Origin of the sequence: Actinokineospora bangkokensis (assembly GCF_001940455.1) — a bacterium.
Taxonomy (GTDB): domain Bacteria; phylum Actinomycetota; class Actinomycetes; order Mycobacteriales; family Pseudonocardiaceae; genus Actinokineospora; species Actinokineospora bangkokensis.
Map to the genome: position 1 here is coordinate 249,670 of NZ_MKQR01000028.1, position 15,408 is coordinate 265,077.

Here is a 15,408-nt window from a genome sequence, read left to right on the forward strand (position 1 = left end):
GACCGGACCCGATCAGCCCGGCGTGCCGGGGCGCGGCGGGCCGTCGGACTCCGGGGCCGGGTCGGGCTCGACGGCGTGGCGGCCCACCGCCTCCTCCGCCAGCTCCTTGGCCTCCTCGATCGTCTGCTTGCTGTGCTCGGCGAGGTGGCCGTCGGTGTCGTGCTTGCTGAGGTCCACTGCGTCGCTCATGCCCCGGGGGTACCCGGGCCCGCCGCCGCCGAACCCGGCTCAGCCGACCTCGGGCAGCGGCGGGCCCAGCAGGTCGTCGGCGTCGCAGATGCGGTAGGCGTAGCCCTGCTCGGCCAGGAACCGCTGCCGGTGCGCGGCGTAGTCGGTGTCGAGGGTGTCGCGGGAGACCACCGAGTAGAAGTGCGCCTGCCGCCCGTCGCCCTTGGGGCGCAGGATCCGGCCGAGCCGCTGCGCCTCCTCCTGCCGGGAGCCGAAGGTGCCGCTGACCTGGATGGCGACCGAGGCCTCCGGCAGGTCGATGGAGAAGTTGGCGACCTTGGACACGACCAGGGTGCGCAGCTCGCCGGTGCGGAACCGGTCGAACAGCTCCTCGCGCTCCTTGTTCTTGGTCGACCCCTGGATCACCGGGCAGTCCAGCGCCGCGCCCAGCTCGTCGAGCTGGTCGAGGTAGGCGCCGATGACCAGGGTGGGCTCGCCGGGGTGGCGCTCCAGGATCCGCTTGACCACCGGGACCTTCGTCGCCGCGGTGGAGCACAGCTTGTAGCGCTCCTCCGGCTCGGCCACCGCGTACTGCAACCGCTCGTTGTCGGTGAGCGTCACCCGCACCTCGGTGCACTCGGCCGGGGCGATCCAGCCCTGCTCCTCGATGTCGCGCCAGGGCACGTCGTAGCGCTTGGGGCCGATGAGGGAGAACACGTCGCCCTCGCGGCCGTCCTCGCGCACCAGGGTCGCGGTGAGCCCGAGGCGGCGCCGGGACTGCAGGTCGGCGGTCATCCGGAACACCGGGGCGGGCAGCAGGTGCACTTCGTCGTAGACGACCAGGCCCCAGTCTCGGGAGTCGAACAGCTCCAGGTGCTTGTACTCGCCCCCGGACTTGCGGGTGATCACCTGGTAGGTGGCGATGGTGACCGGGCGGATCTCCTTGCGCTCGCCGGAGTACTCCCCGATCTCGTCCTCGGTCAGCGACGTGCGCGCCACCAGCTCGCGCTTCCACTGCCGCCCGGAGACGGTGTTGGTGACCAGGATCAGCGTGGTGGCCTCGGCCTTGGCCATCGCCGCCGCGCCGACGAGGGTCTTGCCCGCGCCGCAGGGCAGCACGACCACCCCGGAGCCGCCCGCCCAGAACGACTCGGCGGCCAGCCGCTGGTAGTCGCGCAGCTGCCAGCCGTCCTCGGCCAGCGCGATCGGGTGCGCCTCACCGTCGACGTAGCCCGCCTGGTCCTCGGCGGGCCAGCCGACCTTGAGCAGCACCTGCTTGAGCCGCCCGCGCTCGCTGGGGTGCACGACCACGGTGTCGTCGTCGATGCGCGCGCCCAGCATGGGGTTGATCTTCTTGTTGCGCAGCACCTCCTCCAGCACCGCGCGGTCGTGGGAGACCATCGTCAGCCCGTGGGCGGGGCTGTTCTGCAGGGTCAGCCGCCCGAACCGGCCCATGGTGTCGACGATGTCGATCAGCAGCGGCTGCGGCACCGGGTAGCGGGAGTAGGTCGACAGCGCGTCGACCACCTGCTCGGCGTCGTGGCCCGCGGCGCGCGCGTTCCACAGCGCCAGCGGGGTGATGCGGTAGGTGTGCACGTGCTCGGGGGCCCGCTCCAGCTCGGCGAACGGCGCGATGGCGATCCGCGCCTCGCCCGAGCGCTCGTGGTCGACCTCCAGCAGCAGCGTCTTGTCGGACTGCACGATCAGCGGACCGTCGGTCACGGTGTGCTCGCTCCTCGCTCGGGGTGGGCGGTGGACCCGCGGGGGGATCCAGTCTGCCAAACACCGCAGGTGGGCAGCTTAGTCCCGTCCACTACCGTGGCGCCGTGGCTGACGAGGGGGAGCGACCGGCGCGCAAGCGCTTGCCGGGCTGGGCGGTGGCGGCGAGCACCGCGGCCGTGTTCGTGGTGGCGTTCCTGCTCATGCGGCTGTTCTCGGTGGGCGAGCCGTCGCTGGCCGCGGGCGGGTGCGCGGCGGTGAGCGGGGCCGCGGCGGACGCCGAGCTGACCGCGCTGGACTGCGACGACGACGGCGCCTCCTTCACCGTCGTCTCCACCGGCGGCGCGCCGGGGTGCCCGGACGGGGTGTACCGCGAGCTGACCTCCGCCGGGCAGCACTACTGCCTCATGCCGAACTTCAAGGCGGGCCGCTGCTACGCCCCCGACGACGAGAACCGCTCCCTGGTGCTGTCCGACTGCGCCGCCGACGACGCCTTCCGGGTCACCGAGGTGCGGCAGGGCGCCACGGACGCGGGCGCCTGCCCCGGCGGCAACGGCCTGGACTACCGCGAACCGCCCGTCGTCTTCTGCGTGCAAGCCCCCTGACGCACGTATCCCGGCCCGCCCGCACCGGGATAAGGTGCGATGCTCAACCTCCTCCAGCCGCAGGGGTGCCACCGATGTCGAACCCGCAGCAGCCGCAGGACCCGCCGACCCCGCCCATCGGGCTGGAGCTGCCGGTGCGGCTGGCGGAGGTCGACGAGGAGCCGGTGGTCGACCCGGCGCGGCGCAAGCGGCTCGCGCTGGTGGCCGGGGTCGTCGCGGCGGTGGCCCTGGTGGCGTTCTTCGGGCTGCGCCCGGTGCTCTTCGGCGCCGCCGGGGCCGAGCCGGGCGACTGCGTGGTGGTGACCAGCGTCTCCGACGCCGACGTCGACCCCCTGGACTGCGCCGACCCGCGCGCGGTGTTCCAGGTGGCCGAGCGGCTCGACTCGTCCGCGGCGACCTGCCCGCGCGGCAACTACGTGCGCTACGCCGAGGGCGGCCGGTCCTCGGACTTCTCGCTCTGCCTGGTGCTCAACACCCGGGTGGGCGACTGCTTCACCGACCTGGCGGGCCCCTCCGACCGCATCGCCAGGGTCGACTGCGCGGGCGCCGCCGTGCGCGTCACGGCGGTGGTCGACGGCGACCCGGCCGCCGACTGCGCCGAGGGCGGCGAGCCGGTCCAGTTCTACACCGCCCCGCCCCGCACCATCTGCGGCGCCAAGCCCTGAGCCGGTTGTCGTCACGGCCGGGTGGCGGTTGGTCCAAAACCACCTCGGTTGTCGGTGTCGCCCGCTAAATTCCGCTACGCGCGGTAGCTCCGGTGGGAGCTGCCCCCGTTCAGCGAGAGTTCAGAGGTGCACGATGACCAACCCCCAGCCGCCCGCGGGTCCGCCCATGCCGCCGCCCCAGGGTCAGCCGTACCCGCCCCAGGGGCTGCCGCAGCACCCGCCGCAGGGTCAGCCGGTGTACCCGCCGCAGGGGCAGCCCCCCTTCGACCAGGGCCAGCAGCCGCCCGCCCCGCAGGGCGCGCCCGTCCCGATGCCGCCGCCGGGTGAGCAGCCGCAGCAGAAGAAGCCGAAGAAGGTGCTGCGCGCGCTGGTCGGCATCGGCGTGGCGATCGTGGTGGCCGTCGGGTTCGCCGTGCTCCGCCAGGTGATCTTCGCCCCGACCGGGGCGGACGTGGGCGAGTGCATCAAGGTCGTCGACGCCAGCACCGACGACGCGAAGATCGACACCGTGGACTGCGGCACCGACGAGGCCGTCTACGTCGTGGCGAAGAAGCAGGACTCCGGCTACGCCACGTGCAGCGGCGGCGCGTACGAGACCTACTCCGCCCGCGGCCGCGGCAGCTCCGGGTTCACCCTGTGCCTGGCGCTCAACGCCGAGAAGGGCGAGTGCTTCAACGACCTGGACTCCCCGGAGAAGGCGCGCAAGGTCGACTGCGCGAGCAACCCCCAGGTCACCGTGCTCGACGTGATCACCGGCCAGAGCGACGAGCAGGCCTGCGCCGAGGTCGCCGACGTCACCGGCGCCCTGGCCTACACCGAGCCCGCCAAGGTCATGTGCGTCAAGCTCGCCTCCTGACCCCGCAGCGCAGCGCCCCCGCCCTGGACGACCGGGACGGGGGCGCTGCGCTGTCTGGAGTTCTGGGCTGCCTGGGGTTCGGCGCTACCTGTGGGGTCAGCGCGTGGCGGGCTCCGCCGCGGGGGCGGGGGTGCCCTGGAGCAGGCCCGCCACCTTCGCGCGCAGCTCGACGAACTCGTCGCTGGCCCGGGTGGTGATCTGGTCGCGCTCGGCGCCCAGCTCCACCGGCAGCTGCGCCACCACCGTCGCGGGCGACTTCGACAGCACCAGCACCCGGTCGGCCAGGTAGACGCTCTCGTCGATGTCGTGGGTGACCAGCAGGACGGTGGTGTCCTGCTCGCGGCGCACCCGCAGCAGCAGGTCCTCCAGCTCGAACCGGGTCTGGGCGTCGACCGAGGCGAACGGCTCGTCCATCAGCAGCAGCGCCGGGCGGTAGGCCAGCGCGCGGGCGATGGCCACCCGCTGCTGCATGCCGCCGGAGAGCTGCCAGGGGTACTTGCGCCCGGCCCCCTCCAGGCCCACCGAGGTCAGCGCCTCCGCGGCCCGGGCGGCCCGCTCGGCGCGCGGCAGCGACCGCAGCGGGAACTCCACGTTCTTCTGCACCGACAGCCACGGGAACAGCGACCGGCTGTAGTCCTGGAACACCACCGCCAGGTCGGCGGGCACGCCGTCGACCGGGGTGCCGTGCAGGCTGACCCGGCCCCGGCTCGGGGTGACCAGGCCCGCGATGGTGCGCAGCAGGGTCGACTTGCCGCAGCCGGACGGGCCCACCACGCACACCAGCTCGCCCGCGGCGACGGTGAAGCCCAGGGCGTCGATCGCGGTGTGCGGGCCGTCCTTGCCCGGGTAGGTGTGGCCGAGGTCGGTGACCTCCAGCATGGTGCTCACGTCAGCCTCCGGTGGCGAGGGTCTGTGCTTCCAGCGAGTGCCGGGGCTGCCAGGCCAGGGCCCGGCGCTCGGCCAGCAGGAGCAGCGTGTTGAACAGGTAGCCCAGGACGCCGAGCAGCACGATCCAGGCCCACATCGTCGGCAGGTCGTAGTCGCGCTGGGCGGTGAGCAGCTGGTTGCCGATGCCGTCCTCGGAGCCGACCAGCTCCGAGACCACCATCAGGATCAGCGCGATGGACAGGCTCAGCCGCAGGCCCGCGAAGACCTTCGGCAGCGCGGCGGGCAGCACCACGCCCAGCAGCCACTGCGCCCGCGACAGCCGGAACGCCCTGGCCGTGTCGACCTTGGTGGCGTCCACCGAGCGGGCGCCGTCGACGGTGTTGAGCAGCACCGGCCACACCGCGCCGAAGACGATGGTGGGCAGCTGCATGGAGGTGACGCCGATGGTGGCGGCGAAGAACGGCACCAGCAGCGGCGGCGGGATCGAGCGCATGAAGGTGAACACCGGCCCGAGCAGGGCCATCGCCAGCGGCGAGCGGCCGAGCGCGATGCCCAGCGCCACCCCGAGCACCCCGGAGAGCAGGAAGCCCAGCAGCATCCGGCCCACCCCCGGCACCACGTGCTCGCCGAACAGCGGGGAGAACCACAGCCCGCCCGCGGCCTCGGCGATGGTGCTCGGCGGCGGGAAGAACACGTCGTCGGCGGCCCGGGTGGCCAGCTCCCACAGCAGCACCGCGACCACGAACACGACCCAGCGCTGGGCGGCGCCCTTGAGCAGGTTCACCGCCCACCCCCGCGCGCGTTCCAGGCGAAGAGCCGGTCGTTGAGCTTCTCCAGCCCCGCGTTGGCCGCGTAGCCGAGCACGCCCGCCAGCACGGTGCCCGCGAGCACCACGTCCATCTCCGCCGCCCCCTGGCTGGCTTCCATGATCGTCTGGCCGAGGCCGATGGTGCCGCCGGAGAACAGCTCGACGCTGACCACCACCGCCAGCGCGATGGCGGTGCTCAGCCGCACCCCGGTGAGCACGAACGGCGCCGCGCTCGGCAGCGCCACCCGGCCCAGCACGCCCAGCCTGCCCACCCCGAAGGCGCGCGCGGTCTGCACGTGCAGCGGGTCGAGCTCGTCGAGGGCGTAGACGGTGTTGAACAGGATCGGCCAGACCCCGCCGAAGACGGCCAGCACGATCTTGGTGTCCGGGCCGGTGCCGAAGGTCAGCAGGGCCAGCGGGATGAGCGCGACCGAGGGGATCGGCCGCAGGAACTCCACCAGCGCCATGACCGCGCGGCGCACGACCGCGGCGCTGCCGAGCACGAGCCCCGCGGGCACCGCGATCGCGGTGGCCAGCACCACCGAGATCAGCGTGGCCAGCGCGGTGGCGACCAGCGCACGCAGGAAGTCGGCGTCGCCGAGCAGCCGCACCAGGGTCACCAGCACGACCGACGGGGGGCGCAGGTAGTTCTCCGGGACCAGGCCGGACCGGCTGACCGCTTCCCAGACGAGGAAGAGGCCCGCCAGCCCGGCCAGCCCGGCGGTGAACCGCGAACCGAACCGCACGTCAGCTACCGGCGGTGGCGCCCGTGTTGGGGATCATGGTGGACACGTCGAGCTCGCCCTTGATCACCCCGAACTCGGTCATCAGGTTCGCGACGCGCTGGATGCGGTTGGCCTCCAGCGAGGTCGAGTAGGTGGAGATGGTGACCAGCTTCGCCGTCTGCGGGTCGACCTTGGCGTACTTGACGAACATCTCCTCCATCTTCGGCCGGTCGGTGGCCTGCGACTGCGCCCTGGCCAGGCCGCGCTGGAACGCCGCGATGGTGTTCGGGCTGGTGGTGGCGAACTTGCCGTTGCCGCTGATGGCCACGTAGCCCGACATCGGGATCTCCGCGGTCGGGCCGGAGGCGCCGTCGAACACCGGGGTCGCGCCCAGCTGCTTCTCCGCCACGGTCACCCACGGCTCGACGACGACGGCGCCGTCGACCTCGCCGTTCTGCATCGCGGTGATCATGTTCGGGAACGGCATCTCGATCCAGTTGACCTGGGTGTAGTCGACGCCCTGGGTCTTGAGCACCGACATCGGGGCCAGGTCGGTCATCGAGTTCTTCGCGGTGATGGCGATCTTGCGGCCGGGGGCGTCCGACGGCTTCTTCATCGTCGAGTTCGGCGGCGACACCACGACCAGGTGGCCCGGCTTGGCGGCCAGCGCGTCGGCGACGATCTTGAAGTCGGCCACCCGCTTGCTCTGCGCGAGCAGCGGCGCGGGGTAGGAGGCGAAGGCGATGTCCAGGTCGCCGTTGAGGATGCCGCTGATCGCCGCGGGGCCCGAGCCCATCACGACCGGCTCGACGTCGAGGCCCTGCTCCTTGAAGTAGCCCTGCTCGACGGCCAGGTAGAACGGCGCCACGTCGACGACCGGCAGCACACCCACCTTGATCTTGGCCTTCTCGACCGCGCCGGTGCCCTGCGGCGCTGCCGTGCTCCCGGCGTCGTCGCCGCCGAGCAGGCCGCAGCCGCTCAGGGTGGCGAGCAGGGTCATCGCCAGGGCGGCGATGGGCAGGCGGGCACGGGCCCGTCCGCGGGTGTTGCCTCGAAGCATTGCAGCCTCTCCTCGTAGGAGCGTGGGGATGGGGGGCGGCTCTTTGCCCCTGGACACCGAGTCGCACTGTAGAGACTTGGCATGCGGGTCACAATGAGTGCGCACAGGATGTCGTGCGGTGAACTCTCTCACTGAATCGGGTACACCTGTTGCCCCGTACGGACGAATCACAGACCCGCCCTGACCTGGGTTTTACTGTCCGTAGCAGGTTTTCGGCGTTACCCGAATTGACTGGTCCATACGGGTGATAACCCCCCTACGGTAAACCGCGTTTACTTCACCCTGGTGCGATAACGTCCGCCACTGGTGATCATCACGTCCGGTGACGATGCCCTGGAAGGGTTACGTCCCGCCCCAGACTTCGCTACCTTCTGTGCGCACAGCCAGGAGTACGCTCAGCGCGGCAGCACGGAGACCGCGGGCCGCACGGCCGCGTCCTCGTGCTGTGGTGCGTGTCCGGATCGGGGCCCCACCTCGACGGGCGGTTCAAGTGCAGGGAGAGTGCTGGCAGTGCCCGACCACAGCGGTGGGCCCACCGCGTCCGAGGTAGAGGCGGGCGCGGCGGCCAAGGCGAGGAGCTCCGGTCGCAAGATCGTCGAGGGCGGCTCGCGCTGGCGGCTGCGCAACTGGCGGCTGCGCACCAAGCTGATCGCCGTCCTGCTGGTCCCCATCCTCACCGCGATCGCCCTCGGCGTGCTGCGCGCGGCGGGCGAGCTGGAGCGGGCGGGCACCTTCGGCGACGCCTCCACCAGCATCTCGGCCACCCTCGACGTGGTGTCGCTGGTGCACGACCTGCAGAACGAGCGCAGCCTCGTGGTGTCCTACGTCGCCGCCGGGCGCCAGGGCGACACCGCCCAGATGCGCGCGCAGATGACCGCCACCGACAGCGGCCTCAACCGCCTCCAGCAGGCCGCGAGCGGCACCGACACCCCCAACGGCCCGCTGCTGGGCAACCTCACCAGCAGGCTCGGCGCGGTCGGCGCCGTCCGCGAGGCGGCGCTGTCGAGCGCCTACCCCGACGTCGCCGTCTACGGCGCCTACACCTCGCTGCTGGAGACCGTGCTGTCGGCGGGGGCGGAGTTCACCTCCACCCTCGGCCAGCCCGAGATCTCCCGGCTGGGCGCTGCCTCGCTCGGCATCGTGCAGGCCAAGGAGTTCCTGAGCAGGCAGAACGCCATCCTCATGATCGCCGCGGCGCGCGACGCGTTCCCCTCGGGCATGCAGGACCAGGCGCGCGCCGCCGAGGCCTCCTACAACGCCGCGATCGCCAACTTCCGCTCCAACGCCGACTCCACCGAGCAGCAGTTCTTCGCCGACACCTTCTCCGGCAAGGAGGTCGACGGCCGCGAGGGCATCGCCCAGGGCGCGCTGAACAACGCCGACGCGGGCCGCCCGCTGGCCATCCCGGTCGCGGACCTGGTCAACGACGCGCGGGTCACCGCGGACTCCATGCGCAAGGTCGAGCGGGTGCTGCTGGACAAGCTGCGCCAGACCGCGGACTCGCTGGCCTCGGACGCGGCGTTCAAGGCCTGGCGCGACGCGGCCATCGTGCTGCTGGCCATCCTGGCCGCGCTCGGCGTCACCGTCCTGGTCGCCCGCTCGCTGCTGGTGCCGCTGCGCGTGCTGCGCCGCGACGCGCTGGACGTGGCGAACCGGCGGCTGCCGGAGACGGTGCAGCGCATCCTGGCCGACCCCGACCCGGTGGAGGCCTCGAAGTCCGCCGTCGACCCGGTGCCGGTGTTCACCAGGGAGGAGACCGGGCAGCTGGCCCGCTCCTTCGACGCGGTGCACGACCAGGCGGTCCGGATGGCGACCGAGCAGGCGCTGCTGCGCGACAACATCAACTCGATCTTCGTCAACCTCTCCCGCCGGTCGCAGACCCTGGTCGAGCGCCAGCTGTCCCTCATCGACCGGCTGGAGCAGGACGAGCAGGACCCCGACCAGCTGGCCAGCCTGTTCGAGCTGGACCACCTGGCCACCCGGATGCGGCGCAACTCCGAGTCGCTGCTGGTGCTCTCCGGCTCCGGCCTGTCCCGCCAGCTGTCGCGGCCGGTGCCCGCCGCCGAGGTCGTCGGCGCGGCGGTCTCCGAGGTCGAGCAGTACGCCCGCATCGAGGTGCTCTCCGCCCCGGAGATCTCCGTGCAGGGCCGCGCGGTGTCCGACCTGGTGCACCTGATCGCGGAGCTGCTGGACAACGCGACCTCCTTCTCCGAGCCGGAGAAGAAGGTCTACGTGCGGATGGCCACCACCCGCAAGAAGGAACTGGCCATCCAGATCACCGACTCCGGCGTCGGCATGACCGCCGACGAGATCGAGCAGACCAACTCCCGGCTGGCCGACCCGCCCGACCTCGACGTCGCGGTCACCAGGCGGATGGGCCTGTACGTGGTCGCCCGGCTGGCCAAGCGGCACGACATCAAGGTGCGGCTGCGCGACAACGAGGACATCGAGGGCGGCCTGATCGCCCGCATCACCGTCCCCGCCGCCCTGGTCACCAGCGGCTCCGGGCACACCAGCACCATCCAGCAGACCCCGGGCCTCGGCGACACCGCGGTCAAGGCCAGCGGCATCGCGGGCGCCTTCGGCGGCGGCGGTCGCGGCGGCGCCGCGGCGGGCCCGCGCTCGGAGGGCGGCATCCTCGCCGAGTCCCCGGTCGAGCGCTCCGCCGACGACCTGGCCGGGTTCCCCGCCTTCGAGCCGCAGTGGGGCGGCGCGGGCGGCATCGAGGACACCGGCGGCTGGGGCCCGCCCGCCGACCCCGCCGAGGTGGCGGCCAAGCTCAACGGCCACGGCTTCGACTTCTCCGGCGGCCCGTTCAGCCCCTTCGCCGCCGACGGCGACGGCGCCGACGACCGGGCCCCCGGCGACGACCGCGACGACCGCGACGATGACCGAGCGGGCGACTACGCCGACGAACCGCTGGAGGAGCCCGCGGGCACCCCGGACGGCGGCCTGACCGACAGCGGCTACGACCTGTTCGCCTCCGCCACCCCGGTCGAGGCCGACGAGGCGGGCGACACCGCCGCCGAGGAGCACTACGCCCCGGCCAACGGCCACATCAACGGCTTCGGCGACGGCGGGTTCGACCCGTACTCGCCGTTCACCCCGCGGACCGGGGGCGCGCCGGAGCGGCCGCAGCCCGACCGGTCCCTCGACGCCCCCACCGAGCGGCTGCCCATCTACGAGGCGGTCCTGTCGCAGTGGTTCGAGGCGTCGGACTCGACCTCCAGCCCGCACCCGCTGGCCGGGGGCGAGCCGGACGGGCGCGACCAGGGCGAGGCCGAGCCCGGTCCCGCCGAGGACGACCAGCGGCCCGCCGCCGAGCCGGAGCGGGTCGCGGCCGAGGAGGTCTCCGCCGCCCGCGCCGCCGCCTGGCAGTCGCCCGGCGACGACGGCTGGCAGCGGGCCAAGGCACTGCTCGACACCAGCGCCGACGCGATGACCAGCGCCGGGCTGCCCAAGCGGGTCCCGAAGGCGCACCTGGTCCCGGGATCGGCCGCACCACGGGAGGAGGCCGCTGAGCAGCGCACCGCGGCCCCTCAGCTCCCGCCCCGCACCGCGGACGCCGTCCGCGGGCGCATGGCCAGCTTCCAGCAAGGGGTGAGGCGGGGGCGGCACGCCCTCGTCGACGCCTACCCTGGAGACCAGACCGGTTCCGCAGAGGGCCGCCAAGACGAGGAGCAGGAGTGACGACCGCGTCCGTTCACCAGCCCGGCAGCTTCGGCTGGCTCATCACCGATTTCGTCCGCCAGGTGCCCGGCGCCGCGCACGCCGTGGTGGTGTCCGCGGACGGCCTGCTGCTGGCGGGCTCGCAGGGCCTGCCGCGCGACCGCGCCGAGCAGCTCTCCGCCGTCGCGTCCGGCCTGGTGAGCCTGACCGCGGGCGCCGCGCGCTGCTTCGAGGCGGGCGGGGTCAACCAGACCGTGGTCGAGATGGACCGCGGGTACCTGTTCCTGATGTCGATCTCGGACGGCTCGTGCCTGGCGGTGCTGGCCGCCCCGAACTGCGACATCGGCCTGGTCGCCTACGAGATGACGCTGCTCGTCGAGCGGGTCGGCCAGCAGATGACCCCCGAGCTGCGCGCGCAGCTGCAGGGCTCGCAGCGCAGGTAGTGGCGTCGAGGGTGATCAGGCGATGAGTGCCGAGCGGAGGCTGACGGACATGACCGAGCGCGGGTGGGAGAACCTCTCCGACACCGAATTCGGTGAACCGCCGAACCGGTTCGACATCGACGGGTTCCGGGCCAGGCTCTTCGGCGGGCCCAGCGCCACCCTCTACGGCGACCCGGGCAGCGACGCGGGCATCCCGGCGCAGAGCGACTGGGACTCCAAGGAGATCCCGGCCGTGGCCGAGCTGTCCGGGCACCAGCCCGACCACCAGGTCGACCGCGCCCTGTCGGCCTACGCCGAGGGCTACGCCGACGACGGGTACCGCGGCGACGGCTACGGCGACGAGGACTACGGCGCCGAGGACTACGCCGACGACGGCTACCAGCCCTTCGCCGACGACGGCCGCGCCGAGCCGCGCTTCGACGGCGTCGGCGTCGGCGGCCACGGCTTCCACGACCCGGCACCGCACGAGACCGGTTCGCTGGTCCGCCCGTACACCAAGACGGGGGGGCGCACCCGCTCCGACTACGATCTGGCGATCGAGGCCCTGGTCTCCACCAGTGAGCGCGGGCGGGTCCCCGATGCCGCGGTCCGCCCGGAGCACCGGTCCATCTGCGGGCTGTGCCTGGACACCCGCTCGGTCGCCGAGGTCGCCGCCCACCTGCGGCTGCCGCTGGGCGTCGCGCGGGTGCTCATCGGCGACATGGCGGGCATGGGCCTGGTCTCGATCCACCAGAGCGGCATGGTCGTGGGCGACCGGCCGTCGATCGAATTCATGGAAAGGGTGCTCAGTGGGCTCCGCAGGCTCTAGTCCCCTCAGCGCGCGCGGCGCGGCCCCGCAGCCGACCACCTCGGCGAAGATCGTCGTCGCGGGCGGGTTCGGCGTCGGCAAGACGACCCTGGTCGGGTCCGTCTCCGAGATCGTCCCGCTGACCACCGAGGCCGTCATGACCGAGGCGTCGGTCGACGTCGACGACCTGTCGTCGACCCCGAACAAGGTCACCACCACGGTCGCCATGGACTTCGGCCGCGTCTCGCTGGACTCCGACCTGATCCTGTACCTGTTCGGCACCCCCGGCCAGCACCGGTTCTGGTTCATGTGGGACGACCTGGTGCGCGGCGCGATCGGCGCGATCGTGCTGGTCGACACCCGCAGGCTGGCCGACGCGTTCGCCTCGATCGACTTCTTCGAGGACCGCGGCCTGCCCTACGTGGTGGCGCTGAACTGCTTCGACCGGGTGCTGCACCACCGCATCGACGACGTGCGCGACGCGCTGACCGTCGAGCCGTCGGTGCCGATCGTGACCACCGACGCGCGCGACCGCGACTCCACCAAGGAGACGCTGATCACCCTCGTCGAGCACGCGATGCAGCAGCGGATGTCGCGGGCGGGCTGAGCGCCCGCCCCGCCACCGCGGGCGACCGCGGCAGGCCCGTCCCGGACCCCCGGGGCGGGCCTGCCGCCGTTCAGCCCTCCTCGACCAGCGCGGCGCTGGTGATGCGGTGCAGCGGGAAGCGGCGCAGGTCGTCGCTGTCGGGGTCGGTGCCCTCCAGGATGCCGCCGCCGACCCTGGTGGGCGCCACGACCCGCTGGCTGGCGACCCCGTGCGCGTCGACCAGCCCGATCCACACCCGCCTGCCCGCCCTGGCCGCCTCCTGGAGCAGGGCGAGGGTGTCGGCGGTGCCCGCCGCGCCGCTGGGCCGGGCGGAGACCGCGCGGCCCCGGCGGCTGTCGGCGGCCCGGTCGCCCGCGCGCATCGCCTGCACCATGTCCAGCAGCTGCTCCGGGCCGGGGGTCCTGGCCACCGCCCGGCGCAGCGCCCTGGCCGGGGCCTGCACCCGCCTGCCCGCGGCGCGCAGGTCGACGACCTCGCCGTCGGTGCCCTCGGCCACCGGGGCGAACCCGGCCGCGCGCAGGTCGTCGAGGATCTCCAGCAGCGGCAGCGGGCTCACCAGCACCGTGGGGGCGATCCGGCGCAGCTGCGCCCCGGCGGCGACCGGGTTGGCCAGCACCTCGGCGATCAGGGCCGGGTCGTCGCAGCGCAGGAAGCTGGTGGTGGAGCCGCCGCGCAGCCTGCCGTGGCGGCGGGCCACGTCGTCGACCAGGTACTCCAGCGACTGCGGCACCGGGGTCTTGGAGCGGGTCTTGAACAGCTCGTGCAGGTCCGCGGCGGAGCGGCCCGCGTCCAGCGCCCGGCGGATGGAGGTCTCGCTGACCCGGTAGACCGTCGCCGACCCGGCGGACTCCACGTCGGCCACCTCGTCGATCAGCGCGGCCAGGTGCGGCTCCAGCGGGCCCGGCGCCACGACGGTGAGGTCGGCCTGCACGAGCACGTGGTCCACCGGCTCGGGCAGCGCGTCGGTCATCCGCTTGGCGGCCGCGGCGGCGCCCTCGGCCACCAGCACCCGGCCGGGGCCGCTGAGCGCGCCGAGCGCCACCACCCCCAGGGTGGTCGCCTCCGCCAGCGCCCAGCGCACGACCTCGTCGCGCAGCCTGCCGCCGCGCCGGGGCGCCCGCCAGGCCAGCAGGGCGGCCACGTCGTCGGGGTCGGTGACCGCGGTGCCGGGCGGCAGGGCGGCCAGCACGTCGAGCACCCGCAGCCGCTCCACCGGGGCGATCGGGCGGCGCAGGTCGTCCGACAGCGGGGCGAGGATCTTGTCCTTGGCGTCGCGCAGCCCGCCCAGGCCGGGCAGCCGGGGCAGGTCCAGCCAGGCCGCGGCCAGGGTCGACCAGCGGTTCGCCGGGCCCCCGGCCAGCCACAGGTCGGCGTGCTGGGTGGGCACCCACTCCGGGGAGGACGCGGACTCGCTGTCGGCCACCAGCGAGGCGGCCACCGCCACCTCCACCAGCAGCACCGCCTCGTTCTCCGGCAGCTCGGTGGCCTTGGCGACCCGCTTGACGTCGCGCACGCCCAGCCCGCCGGACTTGAGCACGGGGGCGGGCTCGGCCGACCACAGCCGGATCAGGGCCTCGGTGCGCCGGACCAGCTCCAGCGCCGCCCCGCCCGCGGTGGAGTCGACCAGCGCCACCTTGCGGTGGGTGGTGCGCAGCGCGGGCTCCTCGGCCGAGACCGCCGAGCCGCCCGCCAGGGTGCCGCGCAGGGCCGCGCCCACCTGGGCGGGCAGCTCGACGGTCTCGGCGTCGACCCTGGTCAGCAGGCCGCGGGCGAGCAGCCGCTGGATCGGCGTGCGCGCCCGCTCCAGCGGCAGCACCTCGGCGGCGTCGCGGGTGCGCCCGACCGGGCGCGAGCCCGCCAGCGCGTCGAGCACCTTGCGCTCGTCCTCGGGCAGCCCGGCGAGCAGGCCGGGCACGTCGACCCCGTCGAGGTCGGGCTTGGGCCTGCCGAGCGCGGCCGCCGGGCCCGCGGCCTCGCGGGCGGCGGGCGGCAGCGCCACGGCGTCGTCCGGGCCCCAGGCCAGGGCCAGCGAGCGCATCCGCTCGACGGCGGCGGCGACCTGCGCGGGGGTGGCGCCCAGCCGCGCGGTGAGGTCCGCGACGGGCACCGGGGCCTGGTCGGCGCCGGCGGCCAGCAGCGCGTCGAGCACGGCCAGGGTGAAGGTGTCCAGGCCCTCCGCGGCGCGGGCCACCGACGCCCGGGTCGTGGCCCGGGTGGCGAGCACGGCGGTGTCGGCGGGCCGGGGCGTCGCCAGGTCGGGGCGGGCGCGCAGGACGGCGGCCAGCGCCTCGTCGTCCCTGCTGCGCAGCCAGTCGGTGAGCGTGGTGCCGGACACCCTGACCACGGTATACGGCGGGCGGTTCCGGTAACCTCTGGCACTGCCCGGACCAGCAGGCCTGACCCGAGGA

The 15,408-nt window shown here is 73.7% G+C and carries 14 protein-coding genes; 7 read left to right on the forward strand and 7 right to left on the reverse strand.

Annotation, left to right across the window (positions count from 1 at the left end):
- Positions 1-12 precede the first annotated feature (12 nt).
- A complete protein-coding gene (locus BJP25_RS34435; protein WP_158075728.1) occupies positions 13-189 on the reverse strand; it encodes a hypothetical protein in 177 nt (58 codons plus the stop codon).
- Positions 190-228: 39 nt separating this feature from the next.
- Complete coding sequence (locus BJP25_RS28230) at positions 229-1,890, reverse strand: DNA repair helicase XPB (RefSeq protein ID WP_075978057.1); 1,662 nt, start codon at positions 1,888-1,890, stop codon at positions 229-231.
- Between the two features lie 104 nt (positions 1,891-1,994).
- Here BJP25_RS28230 and BJP25_RS28235 point away from each other — a divergent pair, with 104 nt between their 5' ends.
- The 3 genes from BJP25_RS28235 (at position 1,995) to BJP25_RS28245 (ending at position 4,013) form a co-directional block, all read left to right on the forward strand.
- Positions 1,995-2,492, forward strand: coding sequence for an LppU/SCO3897 family protein (locus tag BJP25_RS28235; protein ID WP_075978058.1), 498 nt, complete (start codon positions 1,995-1,997; stop codon positions 2,490-2,492).
- Positions 2,493-2,566: 74 nt separating this feature from the next.
- Positions 2,567-3,157, forward strand: coding sequence for an LppU/SCO3897 family protein (locus tag BJP25_RS28240; RefSeq protein WP_075978059.1), 591 nt, complete (start codon positions 2,567-2,569; stop codon positions 3,155-3,157).
- 133 nt (positions 3,158-3,290) lie between these two features.
- Positions 3,291-4,013, forward strand: coding sequence for an LppU/SCO3897 family protein (locus BJP25_RS28245; protein WP_075978060.1), 723 nt, complete (start codon positions 3,291-3,293; stop codon positions 4,011-4,013).
- Positions 4,014-4,109: 96 nt separating this feature from the next.
- On the opposite strand, the gene BJP25_RS28250 is transcribed toward BJP25_RS28245, so the two are convergent.
- Genes BJP25_RS28250 through BJP25_RS28265 form a run of 4 tightly spaced genes read right to left on the reverse strand, consistent with a single transcriptional unit; the run spans position 4,110 to position 7,494 of the window.
- Entirely contained in the window at positions 4,110-4,901 is a 792-nt protein-coding gene (locus tag BJP25_RS28250; RefSeq protein ID WP_075978061.1) for an ABC transporter ATP-binding protein, read from the reverse strand.
- Between the two features lies 1 nt (position 4,902).
- Positions 4,903-5,685 carry an ABC transporter permease gene (locus BJP25_RS28255; protein ID WP_075978062.1) on the reverse strand — a complete coding sequence of 261 codons (783 nt, stop codon included), beginning with the start codon at positions 5,683-5,685 and terminating at the stop codon, positions 4,903-4,905.
- The gene (locus BJP25_RS28260; protein WP_233158309.1) at positions 5,682-6,455 is read right to left on the reverse strand and encodes an ABC transporter permease; all 774 of its coding nucleotides are present in this window, start codon (positions 6,453-6,455) and stop codon (positions 5,682-5,684) included. The genes BJP25_RS28255 and BJP25_RS28260 overlap by 4 nt, the downstream gene beginning before the upstream one ends.
- Before the next feature lies 1 nt (position 6,456).
- Positions 6,457-7,494: an ABC transporter substrate-binding protein gene (locus BJP25_RS28265; RefSeq protein WP_084794640.1), complete on the reverse strand. Its 1,038-nt coding sequence runs from the start codon at positions 7,492-7,494 to the stop codon at positions 6,457-6,459.
- Positions 7,495-8,004: 510 nt separating this feature from the next.
- On the opposite strand from BJP25_RS28265, the gene BJP25_RS28270 reads away from it, so the two are divergent.
- From BJP25_RS28270 to BJP25_RS28285, 4 genes are read left to right on the forward strand one after another with little or no spacing between them, the layout of a single operon-like run.
- Entirely contained in the window at positions 8,005-11,184 is a 3,180-nt protein-coding gene (locus BJP25_RS28270; protein ID WP_075978063.1) for a sensor histidine kinase, read from the forward strand.
- Positions 11,181-11,606 carry a roadblock/LC7 domain-containing protein gene (locus BJP25_RS28275; RefSeq protein ID WP_075978064.1) on the forward strand — a complete coding sequence of 142 codons (426 nt, stop codon included), beginning with the start codon at positions 11,181-11,183 and terminating at the stop codon, positions 11,604-11,606. The genes BJP25_RS28270 and BJP25_RS28275 overlap by 4 nt, the downstream gene beginning before the upstream one ends.
- 49 nt (positions 11,607-11,655) lie before the next feature.
- The gene (locus BJP25_RS35925; protein ID WP_332888646.1) at positions 11,656-12,414 is read left to right on the forward strand and encodes a DUF742 domain-containing protein; all 759 of its coding nucleotides are present in this window, start codon (positions 11,656-11,658) and stop codon (positions 12,412-12,414) included.
- Positions 12,395-13,000: a GTP-binding protein gene (locus BJP25_RS28285; protein ID WP_075978065.1), complete on the forward strand. Its 606-nt coding sequence runs from the start codon at positions 12,395-12,397 to the stop codon at positions 12,998-13,000. The genes BJP25_RS35925 and BJP25_RS28285 overlap by 20 nt, the downstream gene beginning before the upstream one ends.
- Before the next feature lie 70 nt (positions 13,001-13,070).
- On the opposite strand, the gene BJP25_RS28290 is transcribed toward BJP25_RS28285, so the two are convergent.
- On the reverse strand, positions 13,071-15,335 hold the full coding sequence (locus BJP25_RS28290; RefSeq protein ID WP_075978486.1) for a helicase-associated domain-containing protein: 2,265 nt from the start codon (positions 15,333-15,335) through the stop codon (positions 13,071-13,073).
- Positions 15,336-15,408 lie beyond the last annotated feature (73 nt).

Bases quoted from the DNA above. Each gene is read 5' to 3' on its own strand.
- BJP25_RS28245 (WP_075978060.1), top strand. From the start codon at position 3,291: ATGACCAACCCCCAGCCGCCCGCGGGTCCGCCCATGCCGCCGCCCCAG.
- BJP25_RS35925 (WP_332888646.1), top strand. From the start codon at position 11,656: ATGACCGAGCGCGGGTGGGAGAACCTCTCCGACACCGAATTCGGTGAA.
- BJP25_RS28240 (WP_075978059.1), top strand. From the start codon at position 2,567: ATGTCGAACCCGCAGCAGCCGCAGGACCCGCCGACCCCGCCCATCGGG.
- BJP25_RS34435 (WP_158075728.1), bottom strand. From the start codon at position 189: ATGAGCGACGCAGTGGACCTCAGCAAGCACGACACCGACGGCCACCTC.
- BJP25_RS28265 (WP_084794640.1), bottom strand. From the start codon at position 7,494: ATGCTTCGAGGCAACACCCGCGGACGGGCCCGTGCCCGCCTGCCCATC.